This is a genomic window from Brucella sp. BE17, from assembly GCF_039545455.1.
In the GTDB taxonomy this organism is placed as follows: Bacteria; Pseudomonadota; Alphaproteobacteria; order Rhizobiales; family Rhizobiaceae; genus Brucella.
This window is the reverse complement of record NZ_CP154467.1, coordinates 2,141,031-2,157,828: the sequence shown is the minus strand read 5'-3', so window position 1 is coordinate 2,157,828 and position 16,798 is coordinate 2,141,031. Positions and strand designations below refer to the sequence as shown.

The window sequence follows — 16,798 nt, the reverse complement described above, 5'->3', positions numbered from 1 at the left end:
TCATCAACGGGATGCTACAAGCCACCCAATATTTAATACGACAACGAAAAATCCGCGCAGCATTCCAAGTGTTTCAGGAATAATTTTTCCACACCATTCCAAAAATACCCGAGCAATAATAATCTATCGCAGAGCGAGAGGTTCCATAAATTTACAGGGGATCATGATTTTATGATCCGTGGGAATTCCGGAAATTCCCTTGCCATAGGTCGAGAAAATCATGGAACGAGATAGTGCTTGCTCCACTGGCTTTGCGGCACTTCCGGTCCAATCTTATATTCGAAAGACAGAACCTTAATGTGAGCATCATCCGTCTTGCAAATGTAAGAAAGCTGGTACCAGTGTTCGCGGCTGCGAAATGCCGCACCATCCGCCCGCAAGACGTTCTTTTTCACCACAGTATCTGAAAAAGCATAGGCCAGCGCCTTGTCCACATCATAGTTGCTGTGTTCGCGCGCAATGCGCTCCATGGCCTCGACATCACACCGCTGTTCCAGCCGCGTCTCGGGATCGAGCTTTTCGAGCTGGGCTTGCATAGACGCATTCATTGCAAACACGGGAACTGGGACGGTTGCCAGAGACAAAAGAAAGACGGAAAATAGAGCGGGAATGAATTTCATAGTACGTTTATAAACTCCTGAAACACGGCAATACACGAATGTTGTTTCAATATCACCACGGCTCACCGCAATGTGATCCATCGCGTCGACAATGTTGAAGCGTTGCGACACTCATTTTTGAGTACTTGATTTCCGCTGCCTGTCCGTGTTTGAACCAGAAATATCGTCAGCTTCAGCAGTCAATCTACGCCCTTGGCGAAAGGAAGAGATATGAAACCCGTTTTCCTGCAATTGCAGTGCGCGCCCGGCAAGACCTATGAAGTGGCAGATGAGCTATACCAGCGCGAGATCGTCTCCGAGCTTTATTCGACCAGCGGCGAGTTTGACCTTCTGGCCAAGATTTATGTCGCCGAGGGTGATGATATCGGCAAGTTCATCAACGAGAACGTGCTCAACATTCCCAATATCGTGCGCTCGCTGACCACACTGACTTTTACTGCTTTCTGACGGTTTTTTGGCATGGGATTTTTCGACGTCCGCCCCTTCTCCTGCGGTAAAGAATTGATTCACCTTAAATGGTTTATTCTGTCGATGAAGGGAACTCCTGTCTGCGCTCGCGCATTTTCTTCGTAGCGCCAACCTCAAGGAGGCAGCGAGAAACGTGATGAACGATCTTGAACAACGCCGGATTCTAGTCGTCGAGGATGAAATCTTCGTAGCACTCGACGTCGCCGCGTCTGTAGAAGACGCCAACGGCACCGTGATCGGGCCAGTCGGCAGCGTCCGGCAAGCCCTTGATCTCATCAACACACATAAAGTCGATGCCGCGATTCTCGACGTCGACCTGATCGATGGCAATGTCGAACCGGTTCTGGACCGTTTGAAGAAGGCAAACACTTTCGTGGTCATCCACACCGGCGGCGGTCTGCCTGCAAAGCTTGCGGCACGTTATCCGGGAATTCCGGTTTTCCATAAGCCCATCGCCCCCACTGTGCTGACCCGCACGCTGGCATCCGCCTTCGCTTCAGTCACAGATAGTCGAGCAGCCGGCAGCGCCTGAAAGCACCAGAGCAACTTTCTTACGTTTAAATTGTAAATTCTTTTGCATTATAACAAGAAAGTGGTAGGTTTGATCTGTCCAGAGCAGCGAATATGTCATCCGCATGGATATTTTCGCTGATCGCAAATCCGCAAGCAGCTTCAGGCACCGCCCCAAAACCAGCCTTGATGGCGATATGGGGCAATTTGCGCTTTGCATGGCAAATACCGTTCTGTCATACCGGCTGCAAAGTTGGAAGAGTTCCTAAAAGGTTTGAAAATGCCCGCATATCGTTCGCGTACAACCACCCATGGTCGCAATATGGCCGGCGCTCGCGGCCTGTGGCGCGCCACAGGCATGAAGGACGATGATTTCGGCAAGCCTATCATTGCGGTAGTGAATTCGTTTACGCAATTCGTGCCCGGCCATGTGCATTTGAAAGACATGGGCCAGCTTGTTGCGCGTGAGATCGAAGCAGCAGGTGGTGTGGCCAAGGAATTCAACACCATTGCGGTCGACGACGGCATCGCCATGGGCCATGACGGTATGCTCTATTCGCTGCCCTCGCGCGAGCTGATCGCCGACTCGGTCGAATATATGGTCAATGCGCACTGTGCCGATGCGATGGTCTGCATTTCCAATTGCGACAAGATCACGCCCGGCATGCTGATGGCGTCACTGCGTCTCAACATCCCGGTTGTCTTCGTGTCCGGCGGGCCGATGGAAGCAGGCAAGGTTGTTTGGGACGACGAGGTGAAGAAACTCGACCTGGTCGACGCCATGGTTGCGGCCGCAGACGATCATTATTCGGACGATCAGGTCAAGGCCATCGAGCGCTCGGCATGTCCGACCTGCGGCTCATGCTCGGGCATGTTTACAGCAAATTCCATGAACTGCCTCACCGAAGCGCTCGGCCTTTCGCTGCCGGGCAACGGTTCAACACTTGCAACACACGCCGACCGCAAGCGGCTTTTTGTCGAAGCCGGTCATCTGGTGGTCGATCTGGCACGCCGTTATTACGAACAGGACGACGCTTCCGTTTTGCCGCGTTCGATTGCCACGTTTGAGGCTTTCGAAAACGCCATGACGCTCGATATCGCCATGGGTGGTTCCACCAACACGGTGCTGCATCTGTTGGCTGCCGCACAAGAGGCGGAAGTCGATTTCACGATGGCCGATATCGATCGGCTGTCACGCCGCGTACCGGTTTTGTGTAAAGTGGCGCCCGCTATCGCCAATGTGCATATGGAAGACGTGCATCATGCTGGTGGCATCATGGGCATTCTGGGCCAGCTTGAAAAAGCAGGGCTTCTGACCACGACGCTCCCGACCGTACACAGCGAAACGCTTGGCAAGGCGCTTGATCATTGGGACGTAACGCGCACAACGAGCGACATGGTGCATAAGTTCTATCGCGCAGCCCCCGGCGGTGTGCCGACACAGGTGGCCTTTAGCCAGGAGCGCCGCTTTGACAGCGTCGATACCGACCGTGAAAAAGGCGTCATTCGCGCAAAAGAACACGCTTTTTCTCAGGATGGTGGTCTCGCCGTTCTCTATGGCAATCTCGCTGAAGACGGCTGCATCGTAAAGACGGCGGGCGTGGACGATTCGATCCTCAAGTTCTCAGGACCGGCGCGTATTTTCGAGAGCCAGGATAGTGCCGTGCTCGGCATTCTGAACGGCAAGATCAAGGCGGGTGACATTGTACTGATCCGCTATGAAGGCCCGCGCGGCGGACCGGGCATGCAGGAAATGCTTTATCCAACCAGCTACCTCAAATCAAAAGGTCTGGGCAAGGATTGCGCGCTGATCACCGATGGGCGTTTTTCGGGCGGCTCGTCGGGGCTTTCCATCGGCCACGTTTCCCCAGAAGCCGCCGAAGGTGGCACAATCGGTCTGGTGCGCGAGGGTGATATCATCGATATCGATATCCCCAACCGCAAGATTCATCTGGCCGTCGATGATGCGACACTTGCCGAACGCCGTGCCGAACAGGACGAGAGCGGGTGGAAGCCGGTTGAAAACCGCAAGCGCAAGGTGTCGACCGCGTTGAAAGCCTATGCCGCGATGGCAACAAGTGCTGCCAAGGGCGCTGTCAGAAAACTGCCGGATTGAGATAGAAAAAGCAAAAGCCCCGCATATGCGGGGTTTTTTCATTTCAGAAATTCATTGATTATTGCTGCGCCCTCTCGACCGCTGGCATCAGGTCGTCCCGCACCGATTGTTTAGTAAACGGCCCGACATGCTTGTATAGGATCCTGCCGTCGGGGCCGACCAGAAATGTTTCGGGAACGCCATAGACGCCCCATTCAATCGCCGAGCGACCTGTTCGGTCGCTACCCACCGCCGCAAAGGGATTGCCGAGATCACCTAAGAAACGCCGCGCATTTTCCGGCTCGTCCTTGTAATTGAGGCCAACCACGCGGATGCGCTCATCCTTGGCGATCTGCATCAGCAGCGGATGCTCCTGACGGCAGGGTACGCACCACGACCCCCAAACATTGACCAGCGTCAGTTTTCCCTTGAAATCGTCACTGTTGAGGCCCGGCACCGGCACGCCATCGCGCAAAAGTCCTTCAACGGGCGAAAGATCGGTCTGCGGCGCAGGCTTGCCGATCAGGGCTGACGGAATGGTCGAATTATCCTTGCCCGATAAAAGCTGAACAGTGAAAACGCCCGCAAGTGCCACAAAAATCAAGAGCGGCAGAAGCGCGATCAGCGCCGTGCGGCGGCTTGCACCAGCAGGTTTTTGGGTTTTATCGCTCATTATGCGGTCTCGGAAACAGGCTTTGCCGAACGGCGGCGCAAACCTTGCGCCTCAAGCCGCTGCAATTCGCGCTTTAGCAAGCGCTGGTCGATTATGATCCAGCAGATGGTAATCATAAGCGCCACCACAGTGACGCCATAGGCAATGATGACGAAGCCAAGATGCGTGTTCATAGACGCTCTCCCGCTGGCTGCCGGTTGCGGTCGGCACTACGTGCGGCAAGCTTCTTCATCGAGGCAACACGCCTGCGCCAGATTTCATTGCGCATCGCCATTATGTGTAGCGTGATGAACAAAAGCGTAAAACCAATCGCCATCACGAAAAGCGGGCGCAGCATCGAACCGTCGATGGTCGGTCCATCCATACGAAACACCGAAGCGGGCTGATGCAGAGTATTCCACCAGTCGACTGAGAATTTGATGATCGGAACATTGATAAAGCCGACAAGGGTCAATACCGCCACCGGCTTTGCACTTTTGGCAGGATCGGCAAAGGCCCGCGACAGTGCGATAATGCCAAGATACATCAAGAACAGAACGAAGACGGAGGTGAGACGCGCATCCCACACCCACCATGTACCCCACATCGGCTTGCCCCAGAGCGAGCCGGTGGCGAGCGCCAAAGCCGTAAACATCGCACCCAATGGGGCTGCGGCGCGGATCGACACGTCAGCCAGCGGATGCCGCCACACAAGCGTTCCCAGTGCCGAGAGCGCCATGATCGAATAGCACATCATCGAAAGCCATGCGAAAGGCACATGGATATACATGATGCGCACCGTCAGGCCTTGCTGGTAATCGTCGGGCGACAGAAACACCATGTATAGACCCACTGCGAGAAAAAGTGCTGATAAAAGCCCCAACCACGGCAAAACCTTGCTCGCAAAAGCAAGGAAACGCGTTGGATTGGCAAGATCAAGCCAGCTTGTGGGTTTCGTGGTGACTTTGGTCATGCGCTATACTTACCTTGCCACCCCATGGCGTTCAATTGACTGTAATCAACTGCGTCAATCCGCCAGACATGATCTTATCTGAAAGCCAGTTCTCACTTTTCAGGATCATGTTCAATCCGCCGAACCTTTGAGCACAGCACTCGCGGCAAGCGGCCCCAGCACCGCGAAAAACAGCGTCAATGCGGATAGAATGAGGAACGGCGCCAGAAACGGCTCGACATCGCCCGTTGCGCCATAAGAAGCCGAAACGCCGAAAATAAGCACCGGAATGGTCAGCGGCAGCACGATGACGGAGACGAGCAGGCCACCGCGTGGAAGGGCTACGGCCAGTGCCGCACCGACCGCACCGATGAAGGTTATGGCGGGCGTTCCAACCAAAAGTGTCAAGGCCGTCGCACCAATGCCCGAGGGCTCCATATTCATGAACAGCCCCAGCAGCGGGGTCGCGACCACCAGTGGAAGCACACTTGCCACCCAATGCGCCAAGCATTTCATGAAGACGGTCAGCGTTAGCATATGCCGTTCCGCGCCAATCAACAGCAGGTCAAGCGAGCCATCTTCGCGGTCGGCCTGAAACAGCCGGTCAAGGCCGAGAAGCGTTGCCAGAAGCGCGCCGATCCACAACATCGCCGGGCCGATGCGTGCGAGCAAATTGAGGTCTGGGCCGACGCCGAAGGGCATTACGGAAATGACGGCTAGAAAAAATAAAATACCGATCAGCGCGCCACCGCCAGCACGAAAACTCAGACGCAAATCGCGAATAAACAAGGCTCCCATCACGCGGCCTCGAATGGGTAATCGGACATATCAACCCTGTTGACACCTTCAAGCCCCAACGGAATATGGGTTGCAGCAATCACCATGCCGCCCTTACCCATATGATCGAGCATTAATTGCGCAAAGCGCGCTTCTGAAGCCTTGTCGAGACCCGCAGTCGGCTCGTCAACGATCCACAGCGGACGGTGGCTGACCAGCAGCTTTGCGATTGAAACGCGGCGTTTTTGGCCCGTCGAAAGATAGCCGAAGGGTAGTTCCTCGACACCCGACAGATCCACCGCCTCCAGCGCCTCGGTAATGTCATATTGTTGGTCGCCATGAAACTGTTGCCAGAAACCTAGGTTTTCGCGCACGCTTAATGCGGGCTTCATGGCGTTTTGGTGACCGAGATAATGACAGGCAGCGCGTATCGGCAGATTTTCCCCATGATCGCGCAATCTTATGCTGCCGGCTTCCACTGGCAGCAGCCCACAGATGATTCGCAAAAGCGTCGATTTTCCCGAGCCGTTAGGGCCAGTCACAACAAGCGCTTCACCCCGCCAAAGGGAAAAAGAAAGCTGCGCAAAGATCGTCTCGCCGCCGCGTTCCCCCGCCAGATTTTCGGCCACAAGCTGCATTTTCTCTCCTGAACCCGCTCTGGCACATTCGAAACGGCGGCAAAACGGGCTATCGCAACATTTCGCCGCAAGGGGGCAAATTGATACGATTCTGTCTGGAATCGTTTTAGAAAACTATCTATATGGTGGCTACCATGCCAGCGGTCGGTGTGGAAACCATTTTTGGCCGATCTCAAACACCTGTTGCCCCGCAAAATCGAAAGATTTGAAAGTCGCAGGCCTCGGGACGGACAGCGGAAATGACTGCACCCGCACCTTGGCGCGTCCTTGAAACGCAGCCTAGGCGTTCGTCCTGGTTTTCCGGCCAGTAGCATGAAGGACGAACGCAGTGTCGCACATCGACAGTTTCAAATGCCGCAAGACCCTTACCGTCAATGGCAAGGATTATGTCTATTACAGCCTGACAGAAGCCGAAAAGAATGGCTTGGAAGGGATTTCCAAGCTGCCTTTTTCCATGAAGGTTCTGCTCGAAAACCTGCTCCGCTTCGAGGATGACCGTTCCGTCAAGAAAGCAGACATCGAAGCCGTTGCGAAATGGCTTGCCGACCGCGGCAAGGCGGGTGCAGAAATCGCCTATCGCCCGGCACGCGTACTCATGCAGGACTTTACCGGCGTTCCCGCAGTCGTCGATCTTGCCGCCATGCGCGATGGCCTGAAATCGCTGGGTGGTGATCCCGAAAAGATCAATCCGCTCGTGCCTGTCGATCTCGTCATCGACCACTCGGTCATTGTCGATGATTTCGGCAATCCGATGGCTTTCCAGCATAATGTCGATCTTGAGTATGAGCGTAATGGCGAACGCTATCGCTTCCTTAAATGGGGTCAGCAGGCATTCAAGAATTTCCGCGTCGTACCGCCCGGCACCGGCATCTGCCATCAGGTCAATCTTGAATATCTGGCGCAGGCCGTGTGGACCAAGGAAGAAGATGGCGAAACCACCGCTTATCCCGATACCTGTGTCGGCACCGACAGCCACACCACGATGGTCAACGGCCTTGGCGTTCTTGGCTGGGGCGTAGGCGGTATCGAGGCGGAAGCTGCCATGCTCGGCCAGCCGGTTTCCATGCTTTTGCCTGAAGTCGTAGGCTTCCGCCTGACCGGCAAGGTCAAGGAAGGCGTGACCGCGACCGACCTCGTGCTGACCGTGACACAAATGCTGCGCAAGAAGGGTGTTGTCGGCAAGTTCGTCGAATTCTTCGGCGAAGGCCTTGAAAACATGACGTTGGCCGACCGTGCGACCATCGCAAACATGGGTCCGGAATATGGCGCGACCTGCGGCTTCTTCCCCATCGACCGCGAAACGCTCAACTATATGAACACAACCGGTCGCGACGAAGACCGTATCGCACTGGTTGAAGCCTATTCGCGTGCGCAGGGCATGTGGCGTGAAAAGGGATCGGAAGACCCTGTCTTCACCGATATTCTCGAACTCGATATGAGCGAAGTCGTGCCGTCCATGGCAGGCCCCAAGCGCCCCGAAGGCCGCATTCCGCTAGAAAATATCGGCTCAGGCTTCGCAACCTCGCTTGAGACCGAGTACAAGAAGACCACCGGTCAGACCACGCGCTATCCGGTTGAAGGCGAAGATTTCGACTTGGGCCATGGCGATGTGGCGATCGCCGCCATCACATCCTGCACCAACACGTCCAATCCGAGCGTGCTGATTGCAGCCGGACTTCTGGCCCGCAATGCGGTGGCCAAGGGGCTCAAGACCAAGCCTTGGGTGAAAACCTCGCTTGCACCCGGCTCACAGGTGGTTGCGGCCTATCTCGAATCGGCTGGGTTGCAAAAGGATCTCGATGCGTTGGGCTTCAACCTTGTCGGCTTCGGCTGCACGACCTGCATCGGCAATTCCGGTCCGCTGCCAGCGCCCATTTCAAAGACCATCAATGACAAGGGCCTGATTGCGGCTGCGGTTCTTTCCGGTAACCGCAACTTTGAAGGTCGTGTGTCGCCTGACGTTCAGGCCAACTATCTGGCCTCGCCGCCGCTGGTCGTCGCCCATGCGCTGGCGGGCACCGTCACCAAGGACCTGACCAAGGAACCGCTTGGCGAAGACCAGAACGGCAATCCTGTATTCTTGCGCGATATCTGGCCTTCCTCTCAGGAAATCCAGGAGTTCATCACCAAGAACGTCACGCGGAAAATCTTCTCTGAAAAATATGCCGACGTGTTCAAGGGCGATGCCAACTGGCAGGCCGTTCAGGTTCCGGCAGGGCAGACCTATACATGGGACGACAATTCGACCTATGTGCAGAACCCGCCATACTTTGTCGGCATGGGCAAGTCGGCTGGAACCATTGCCGACGTCAAGGGGGCGCGTGTGCTCGGCCTCTTCGGCGACAAGATCACCACCGACCATATCTCGCCCGCAGGTTCCATCAAGGCGCAATCGCCAGCAGGCAAATACCTGCTCGATCACGGCGTCGGCGTTGCCGACTTCAACCAGTACGGCACACGGCGTGGCAATCATGAAGTGATGATGCGCGGCACCTTTGCAAACATCCGCATCCGCAACCACATGCTGGGCGAAAACGGGCGCGAAGGCGGCTACACCATCCACTACCCGTCGAAAGAAGAGATGTCGATCTACGATGCGGCCATGGAATACAAGGCCGAAGGCGTGCCGCTGGTGGTCTTTGCAGGCGTCGAATACGGCAACGGTTCTTCGCGTGACTGGGCGGCCAAGGGCACCAACCTGCTTGGCGTCAAAGCGGTGATCGCGCAGTCGTTCGAGCGTATCCACCGCTCCAACCTCGTGGGCATGGGCATTGTGCCTTTCGTGTTCGAAGAAGGCACCAGCTGGCAAACACTGGGGCTGAAGGGCGACGAAGTGGTCACCATTGAAGGCCTTGCCGATGTGCGCCCGCGCCAGAAGATCAAAGCTTCGATAACCTATGCGGATGGCACCGTCAAACAGGTGCCGCTTATCTGCCGCATCGATACACTCGACGAGCTTGATTACATGAAGAACGGTGGCATTCTGCAAACCGTTCTGCGCGACCTCGCCGCTTAAGTCACGACGGTCAAAAATTGGAAGCCGCCGGAGAAGTCCGGCGGTTTTTTTATTGAATAATAACTCACCGCAACGTGACTTCCCATTGATCAACACACTTCCTACATAATAGATGACAGCACCAATTATTGCAGGATGAGGACAAGTGACAGTTCAGCTCCCTTTTCACGGGACAGCCGTGCGGCTTACGACAGAGTATCTGCCGGATTGGCGAAACGTTTGCGCTGTATTAGGGCTGACATTCACCGGCTGTATCTGCACGCTTTCGGCAGCAAAAGCCCAGGATCAGGCTCGCAAAACCGCAGTGCTCGAACTCTATACAAGTCAGGGCTGTAAATCCTGTCCGCAGGCAGACGATAATTTTGCCGACTATGCCGATGATCCAAGTGTTGTGGCACTATCGTTTCACGTCAATTACTGGGACTATATGGGCTGGCGTGACACGCTGGCCACGCAGGACAATACCGACCGGCAGAAAGCCTATCGCAATTCTTTTAGCGCGGGCATGATCTACACACCGCAGGCTGTGATCAATGGCCGAACCGAAGTCAACGGACGTGAAGCAGCCTCTGTCAAAACGGCGCTCGATAGCAGCAAACTTGACGTTAAGACCGCCATCAGACAGCTTGACGATGGGCGACTATCGATTGAAATCGGCGCAGGCGAAAAACCCGAAAGCCCCGTGCATGTGGTCGTGTTCTATTTCCGCGATTCCGTCACCATACCGATCCGCGGCGGCGAAAATGCCGGACAGGCGCTCACCTATCGCAACACGGTCAGCGAGATCAATACAATCGGCATGTGGGACGGAACAGCCCTGAAGGTGGAATTGCCTGCCTCAGAACTCAAGCGCAAGAACGCTTCAGGCTGCGCGGTCATCCTGCAGGAAACGCGGCCCGATAACTCGCTCGGCCCAATCCATGGTGCGGCAGTGTTTACGGAAAAGGCGCGACTCGGATTATAGGTCACGTCATCAAGGCTGCCAGAATATTCTCAGGGAATTAATCGTGCTGCGGTTCGGTCAGGAGTTGGTTCGGTTCAGGCAGTCCTTTGGGCGGGGGGCTTGGGGTCGGACATACCCGAACCGAACCGTCTCAGGCAACACGGCGATGCTGACGTTATAATCGGGCTGCAATGCGAACCAGGCGAGGCGAAAATGTGTCCTCCAATCACCATTGCAAACAGCCATTCTTATTTCGTTACCAGCTAATACGCAAATAATTGCTCGAAATTAAATCTATGGCTGCATTTAGAGCGAATATAAACCGGATAAATGCAAATTCATTTCTTATTTTGATAGAAATTAGAATAATTTATACCGTTAATTCTAAATTGGTTTACAGATATGAAGCGCTGAAGATGTTATTTTTGCAAATGACCTTTAAGATATTGTTTTCAGGCACATCTTCGCGCCCGATCTGACTCTGCCTTCTACGATATTCGGCTTGGTTCTTGAATTTCCTTCACAGAAGCATCATCCTAATGTCATAGGCCGAACATTGGAATAAGACGCTCCGGTTTTACCGCGAGTGCAGGTTTATCCAATGAAGTGATCGGACAGTGAAGCGAAAGGAAGCACATGAGCAGTTCCAACGCCGCTAAAGAAGAACCGTCACAGCCTTCGCACCGTTCTGTTTCACCAAACGTCATCACATTGAATGCAGCGAAAGCCCCCGCCGCACCACCCCCAGCACCCACCGTCAGCTTCGATCGCCATGAACTGGGAAAAATCCTCAACATCTATGGCCGCATGGTCGCCTCGGGTGTCTGGCGCGATTATGCTATCGACCTTTTAAGTGACCGGGCCGTATTTTCGGTCTTTCGACGCACAAGCGAGGTGCCGCTGTTTCGCATCGAAAAGAACCCCAAACTTGCACAGAAACAGGGGGCCTATTCGGTGATCGCCGCAAGCGGTCTGATCATGAAGCGCGGCCATGAGCTGGAGCGCGTGTTGCGCGTGTTTGATAAGAGCCTGAAGCTGATTGACAACTGATCACATCAGGAGTTGAGCGGCGGGGCATCCGGCAGGGATGAGCGTCCACCATTGAGCGACAATTGCATGAGGACTGTATCAAGCCAGCGCCCATGCTTGAAGCCGGAGCCTTCGATCTGGCCGCTATGGGAGAAGCCAAGGCTTTCATGGAGCTTTACGGAGCCGATATTACGCTCACCGTCGCCGATAACCGCCAGCAATTGCCTAAAGCCAAGCGCCGTCATGCGGGCGATCAGTGCTCGCAGCAAGAGCTTGCCAATGCCCTGGCCCTTTGCGGAGGGCGAGATATAGATCGAATCTTCTGCAAGCCAGCGAAAGGCAGGCCGAAGACGGAAATAGCCCGCATAGGCATAACCCAACACCTGACCATCTTCTTCGGCCACGAGAATTGGAAACCCCTGCTCTCGCAGGGCCGCAAAACGGTGCCCCATCTCCGCATCTGATGGCGCTTCTAATTCGTACGAGCCGCCCTCGTTCAGAACAGCATGAGCATAAATGGCGGTAATGGCCTCGAGGTCGGCCAATTGAAAGTCACGAATAAGCGGCATTGAATAAATTCCGGAGGGATTGATGCGAAGCACCATGCGCCCGAAACAGCATTTTGTAAAAGCAAAAAGGGCAGCGTTTCCGCTGCCCTTTGTTTGATGCCGTTGCCGAGCGCTATTCGCGGTTGCCCAGGAACTGCAGCAGGAACATGAACATGTTGATGAAGTCGAGGTAGAGACGCAGTGCGCCCATCACGACCTTGCGGCCATAAGCATCCGACGAATCGCCTTCGTAATACATTTCCTTGATCGACTGCGTATCGTAGGCGGTAAGGCCTGCGAAGATCAGCACACCGATTGCCGAAACTGCAAACTGCAATGCGGAGGAAGCAAGGAAGATATTGACGACCGAGGCGATGATCAGACCGAACAGGCCCATCATCAGGAAAGAACCCATCCCGGAGAGGTCACGCTTCGTCGTGTAGCCATAGAGCGACAATGCGCCGAACGAGGCAGCGGTCACAAAGAAGGTCTGCACGATGCTCGACGAGGTGTAGATGAGGAAGACCGACGACAGCGACAGTCCGACCAGACCCGCATAGGCCCAAAACACCATATTCGCGGTTGCAACCGAAAGGTTCTGAATGCGGAAGCTGAGGAAGAATACAGCTGCCAGCGGCGCGAGCATGATCACCCAGCGTAGCGGCGAAGTGTAGATAGCAGCACCAAATGCCGTCAGCAGTTTGCCGTTGCCAAGCTGCGCAACAGCGAGTGCCTGATCGGTCGTGGTCGCAAGCGATGCGAAAGCGAATGCAGCAAGGCCTGTGACGACCAGACCGATTGCCATCATATTATAGACGCCCAGCATATAGCTGCGCAGTCCTTGATCGATGGTTGCGTCAGCGCGAGCGCCGCCTACCGGCCTCTGCTGCGCCTGAATGTTACGAAAGTCAGCCATGACTTAAAATCCTCTTGCCTTGTCCCGTCCGGTGTCGGTGCATACCCAAATCAAGCCCAAAAAGCCCGAAATCCGGATTGCCTCCAGGCGCCGCTGGCGGGACCCCAGCATGCCTGCGTGACATTATGGGGATTTTGGCGCTTTCGCACAAGGGCCAGTTGTAAAAAATACCACCATGGACGGCAGAAAAATCCGGCGCAAATGCCATGCGATCCAAGGACTTAGCATTGGGCCATGCTGATCATTACAAATCTTTCACAATGTGCGCAGCACAGTTGCCGGTTTCTGCCCCAGCACCCGCCATGTTCCGGCAAGGCCGAAACCAATGGTCAGCACGAGCGCAACACCAAGCGTCATGACGGCGACATCAGGCAGAAACTGTGCTTTGAGCTTCATGACTTCAACAATCACATACCAGCCCGCAATACTGCCTGCCACCAGCGCAAAAAGGGCTGTCACCACACCAAGCAGCATATATTCCAGCACATAAGCGGAAATCAGCGTTGAGCGGGTGGCGCCTAGCGTTTTGAGTACCACGGCATCATGCACCCGGGCGCGGTTGCCAGCGGCAAGCGCACCGCCCAGCACCAGAACCGAGGCGGCAAGCGCGATGGAAGCGGCGGCACGGATGGCCGTTGCCAGTTGCCCGATCAGATTATTAGCCACATCAAGCGCATCGGTCACGCTGACGGTCGTTACCGCAGGCCATGTCTTTGTCACTTCACGTAGTATATTGGGCGCAAGGTTTTTCTCATCATCGGGCATGGTCAGCGTTGCAAGCCATGTTGTTGGCGCACCGGCAAAAGTATTGGGCGAAAACACCATGACGAAATTCATCGCCAGCGTTTCCCATTGCACCTGTCGAAAACTTGCGATCTTCGCAGTAATGCTGCGACCAAGCACATTGACGGTGACGGCATCCCCGATCTTGAGGCCCAGATCGCGGGCTTCACGCTCGGCAAACGAGACCAGCGGTTCACCACTATAATCAGCGGGCCACCATTCACCTTCGCTCAAGGTCGAATTATCGGGAACCGTATCGGAGAAGGTAATACCACGGTCGCCGCGCAACACCCACGCCGCTTCCTGCGGAATATTCATGTCGCGGACATTGTTGCCGTTGAACGCGGTAATGCGTCCGCGCAGCATAGGGCCGGAGGTGAGCTTGCCGTCCGGCACAATACCGGTGATAAGTTTTCTGAAATCACCGATATCGCGGTTCTGAATATCGACAAAGAAGAAATCAGGCGCCTGTTCGGGGATGTTTTCCGTCACCTGTCGGCGCAGATTGCCATCGATCAGCGCAATTGCCACCATGAGCGTCAAGCCAAGACCCAGCGAGAGCACAACGGAAGGCGTCAATGCACCGGGGCGATGGATATTGCCAAGCGCCAGCCGGAGCGACGTCGAGCGCACGCGAGGGCTGCGGCGCGCCAGCCAGCGGATCCCATCCGCGACAATGCGCAGCACACCGAAGGCTGCAATCGATGCGATGATGAAAATCGCAGCCACGCGACGGTCATAGGCGACATAAAGCGCGAGCCCTGCAAGGGCTGCAATCAGCAGTACGGCAAGAGCGAGATAAAGCAGAGGCGGTAAACCACGCTGCTCAAATCCCTGCTCGCGAAACAATGCGGTTGCAGGAATATCGCGTGCACGGCCCAGCGGAATGATCGCGAAGGCCAGCGTGGTGATGAGGCCGAAGACGGCTGCAAGCGCCAGCGCATCAGGGAAGAAGCCGCCGCCTGCGGCGACCGGCAGATAATTGGCGAGCACAGCACCCGCAAGATAAGGAATGGTTGCCGCCAGCAACAGCCCGATGGCAATGCCGATCACGCCGATGACCATGATCTGCACCAGATAGACCAGCACCGCAAAGCGTGCCGGTGCACCAAGCGATTTGAAGGTGGCGATCACCCCGCGTTTTCCATCGAGATAAGCGCGCACGGCATTTGCCACCCCGACACCCCCGACGATCAGCGCCGTGAGCCCCACAAGAGTAAGGAATTGCGAAAAACGCTCGATATTGGCGCTCAACGCGGGTGCTGCATTGGACCGCGAGCGGATATTCCAGCCCGCATCGGGGAAATCGCTTGCTGCCTCACGGCGCAATTGCGCAATGGCACTGTCAGGTGCACCATCGGGCAATGCGATCTTGTAAATATGATCAACGAGGCTTCCGGGCTGGATCAACCCGGAAGCGCGTAGTCCCTCAAGAGACACCAGAAAGCGCGGCGCGAAATTAAACCCCGATGACAGAAGGTCGGGTTCGCTCTGGATCAGTGCGCGTACTTTAAACGTAGCTGACCCCAGCAGCACTTTTGCGCCGATGGAAAGCCCCATGCGGTTTAAAAAGTCCTGACTGACAGCAGCGCCATAGACGCCGTTTTGATCGGCCATCACCGCCTGAAGCGGCAGTTCAGGCGCTAGCTTCAATTCGCCATAAAGCGGATAGGCCGCATCCACAGCCTTGACTTCCACCAGCGACTGGTCGGATCCATCGGGCAGGCGCGCCATAGAGCGCATGGTGGCGCTTTCAGCCATCCGGCCCTGCTTTTCAATAAAACCGCGTTCATCCGCTGTGGCTTCACGCTGATTGAGCGCAAAACTCACATCGCCGCCCAAAATGCTCTGGCCTTGTGCCGCAATGCCGGTGCTTACCGAACGCGCCACCGAATTGACGCCGCCAATCGCCGCCACACCAAGCGCGATACAGGCCAGAAAGATGTAGAAGCCCGACAAGCCACCGCGCATTTCGCGCAGCGCAAAACGAAGGGCGAGCGAGACCGATGTCCTAGAATTCATGCGCGGACCGCCGCTTTTTCCAAAGCAGCATCCATTGCCGGCTCTTCGATCCGGCCCGAACGCACCGGGATTTCCACATCGCAACGCGCAGCCAATGCGGGGTCATGGGTGACCAGAACCATCGTCAGGCCATTTTCGCGCTGTTTTGTAAACAGCAGATCGGCAATCTGGCGTCCGGTCGTGGTATCAAGATTGCCGGTCGGCTCGTCGGCGATGAGAATTTTCGGCGACGGTGCCAAAGCACGCGCAATCGCCACGCGCTGCTGCTCGCCGCCCGACAATTCGGATGGATAATGCGTGAGCCGCTCACCAAGCCCGACCACGTGCAATTCACGCTCTGCCACCGCAAACGCATCCTTGCGTCCGGCAAGTTCAAGTGGCACAGCGACATTTTCCAGCGCCGTCATATTGGGGATGAGGTGAAAGGACTGGAACACGATACCGATATTGGCGCCGCGAAAACCGGCAGCCTGATCCTCGCTCATGGCACTGATCGTCTCGCCCGCGATCTTCACAATTCCGTTATCGATATGCTCCAAGCCCGCCAGAACCATCAAGAGTGTGGACTTGCCCGAACCCGACGGCCCGACAATGCCAACCGACTGGCCTTGCGCGATATGGAGCGACACGCCCTTGAGCACATGAACGAGCGACGCTGCCTGTCCCAGTGTCAGATGCACATTTTCAAGTTCGATAATCGGGTTCAACGCCTGTTCCGTCACGCTTTTTTATTCCTATATAAGCTTGGAGCGCGTCACAAAATCGAACTTGTTTTGCGCAAGTAATTGAAAAAAGGTTTTACGGCACAAGCCTGAAGACCAAATCGTAA

General features: G+C 55.5%; 16 protein-coding genes. 6 read left to right on the top strand and 10 right to left on the bottom strand.

Annotated elements, in window-relative coordinates:
* Window positions 1-218: 218 nt before the first annotated feature.
* Window positions 219-620, bottom strand: coding sequence for a DUF930 domain-containing protein (locus AAIB41_RS10495; protein ID WP_343313302.1), 402 nt, complete (start codon window positions 618-620; stop codon window positions 219-221).
* 210 nt (window positions 621-830) lie between these two features.
* On the opposite strand from AAIB41_RS10495, the gene AAIB41_RS10490 reads away from it, so the two are divergent.
* The 3 genes from AAIB41_RS10490 to ilvD all read left to right on the top strand — a co-directional run bounded on the left by AAIB41_RS10490 (window position 831) and on the right by ilvD (window position 3,714).
* Window positions 831-1,067, top strand: a complete 237-nt coding sequence (locus tag AAIB41_RS10490; protein WP_343313300.1) for an Lrp/AsnC ligand binding domain-containing protein — start codon at window positions 831-833, stop codon at window positions 1,065-1,067.
* 157 nt (window positions 1,068-1,224) lie between these two features.
* Entirely contained in the window at window positions 1,225-1,620 is a 396-nt protein-coding gene (locus tag AAIB41_RS10485; RefSeq protein ID WP_343313298.1) for a response regulator, read from the top strand.
* A gap of 258 nt (window positions 1,621-1,878) precedes the next feature.
* Window positions 1,879-3,714: a dihydroxy-acid dehydratase gene (gene ilvD / locus AAIB41_RS10480; protein ID WP_343313297.1), complete on the top strand. Its 1,836-nt coding sequence runs from the start codon at window positions 1,879-1,881 to the stop codon at window positions 3,712-3,714.
* A 58-nt stretch (window positions 3,715-3,772) separates the two neighbouring features.
* Here ilvD and AAIB41_RS10475 read toward each other — a convergent pair whose 3' ends face one another.
* From AAIB41_RS10475 to ccmA, 5 genes are all read right to left on the bottom strand, one after another.
* Entirely contained in the window at window positions 3,773-4,366 is a 594-nt protein-coding gene (locus AAIB41_RS10475) for a DsbE family thiol:disulfide interchange protein (RefSeq protein ID WP_343313295.1), read from the bottom strand.
* A complete protein-coding gene (ccmD, locus tag AAIB41_RS10470; RefSeq protein WP_343313293.1) occupies window positions 4,366-4,539 on the bottom strand; it encodes a heme exporter protein CcmD in 174 nt (57 codons plus the stop codon). Before ccmD ends, AAIB41_RS10475 begins: the two co-directional genes overlap by 1 nt.
* Window positions 4,536-5,318 carry a heme ABC transporter permease gene (locus AAIB41_RS10465; RefSeq protein WP_343313291.1) on the bottom strand — a complete coding sequence of 261 codons (783 nt, stop codon included), beginning with the start codon at window positions 5,316-5,318 and terminating at the stop codon, window positions 4,536-4,538. The genes ccmD and AAIB41_RS10465 overlap by 4 nt, the downstream gene beginning before the upstream one ends.
* 111 nt (window positions 5,319-5,429) lie before the next feature.
* Window positions 5,430-6,095 carry a heme exporter protein CcmB gene (gene ccmB, locus AAIB41_RS10460; protein WP_343313289.1) on the bottom strand — a complete coding sequence of 222 codons (666 nt, stop codon included), beginning with the start codon at window positions 6,093-6,095 and terminating at the stop codon, window positions 5,430-5,432.
* A complete protein-coding gene (gene ccmA, locus AAIB41_RS10455; protein WP_343313288.1) occupies window positions 6,095-6,712 on the bottom strand; it encodes a heme ABC exporter ATP-binding protein CcmA in 618 nt (205 codons plus the stop codon). The genes ccmB and ccmA overlap by 1 nt, the downstream gene beginning before the upstream one ends.
* 328 nt (window positions 6,713-7,040) lie before the next feature.
* Here ccmA and acnA point away from each other — a divergent pair, with 328 nt between their 5' ends.
* The 3 genes from acnA (at window position 7,041) to AAIB41_RS10440 (ending at window position 11,721) form a co-directional block, all read left to right on the top strand.
* Complete coding sequence (gene acnA, locus AAIB41_RS10450; protein WP_343313286.1) at window positions 7,041-9,728, top strand: aconitate hydratase AcnA; 2,688 nt, start codon at window positions 7,041-7,043, stop codon at window positions 9,726-9,728.
* A gap of 199 nt (window positions 9,729-9,927) precedes the next feature.
* Window positions 9,928-10,692, top strand: coding sequence for a thioredoxin family protein (locus tag AAIB41_RS10445; RefSeq protein ID WP_343314741.1), 765 nt, complete (start codon window positions 9,928-9,930; stop codon window positions 10,690-10,692).
* 615 nt (window positions 10,693-11,307) lie between these two features.
* The gene (locus AAIB41_RS10440) at window positions 11,308-11,721 is read left to right on the top strand and encodes a DUF2794 domain-containing protein (RefSeq protein ID WP_343313284.1); all 414 of its coding nucleotides are present in this window, start codon (window positions 11,308-11,310) and stop codon (window positions 11,719-11,721) included.
* Between the two features lie 5 nt (window positions 11,722-11,726).
* Here AAIB41_RS10440 and AAIB41_RS10435 read toward each other — a convergent pair whose 3' ends face one another.
* The 4 genes from AAIB41_RS10435 to AAIB41_RS10420 form a co-directional block, all read right to left on the bottom strand.
* Window positions 11,727-12,269, bottom strand: coding sequence for an N-acetyltransferase family protein (locus AAIB41_RS10435; protein ID WP_343313283.1), 543 nt, complete (start codon window positions 12,267-12,269; stop codon window positions 11,727-11,729).
* A 112-nt stretch (window positions 12,270-12,381) separates the two neighbouring features.
* On the bottom strand, window positions 12,382-13,164 hold the full coding sequence (locus AAIB41_RS10430; RefSeq protein ID WP_343313282.1) for a Bax inhibitor-1/YccA family protein: 783 nt from the start codon (window positions 13,162-13,164) through the stop codon (window positions 12,382-12,384).
* Window positions 13,165-13,419: 255 nt separating this feature from the next.
* Complete coding sequence (locus tag AAIB41_RS10425) at window positions 13,420-15,969, bottom strand: ABC transporter permease (RefSeq protein WP_343313280.1); 2,550 nt, start codon at window positions 15,967-15,969, stop codon at window positions 13,420-13,422.
* Window positions 15,966-16,691, bottom strand: coding sequence for an ABC transporter ATP-binding protein (locus AAIB41_RS10420; RefSeq protein WP_343313278.1), 726 nt, complete (start codon window positions 16,689-16,691; stop codon window positions 15,966-15,968). The genes AAIB41_RS10425 and AAIB41_RS10420 overlap by 4 nt, the downstream gene beginning before the upstream one ends.
* Between the last annotated feature and the right edge of the window lie 107 nt (window positions 16,692-16,798).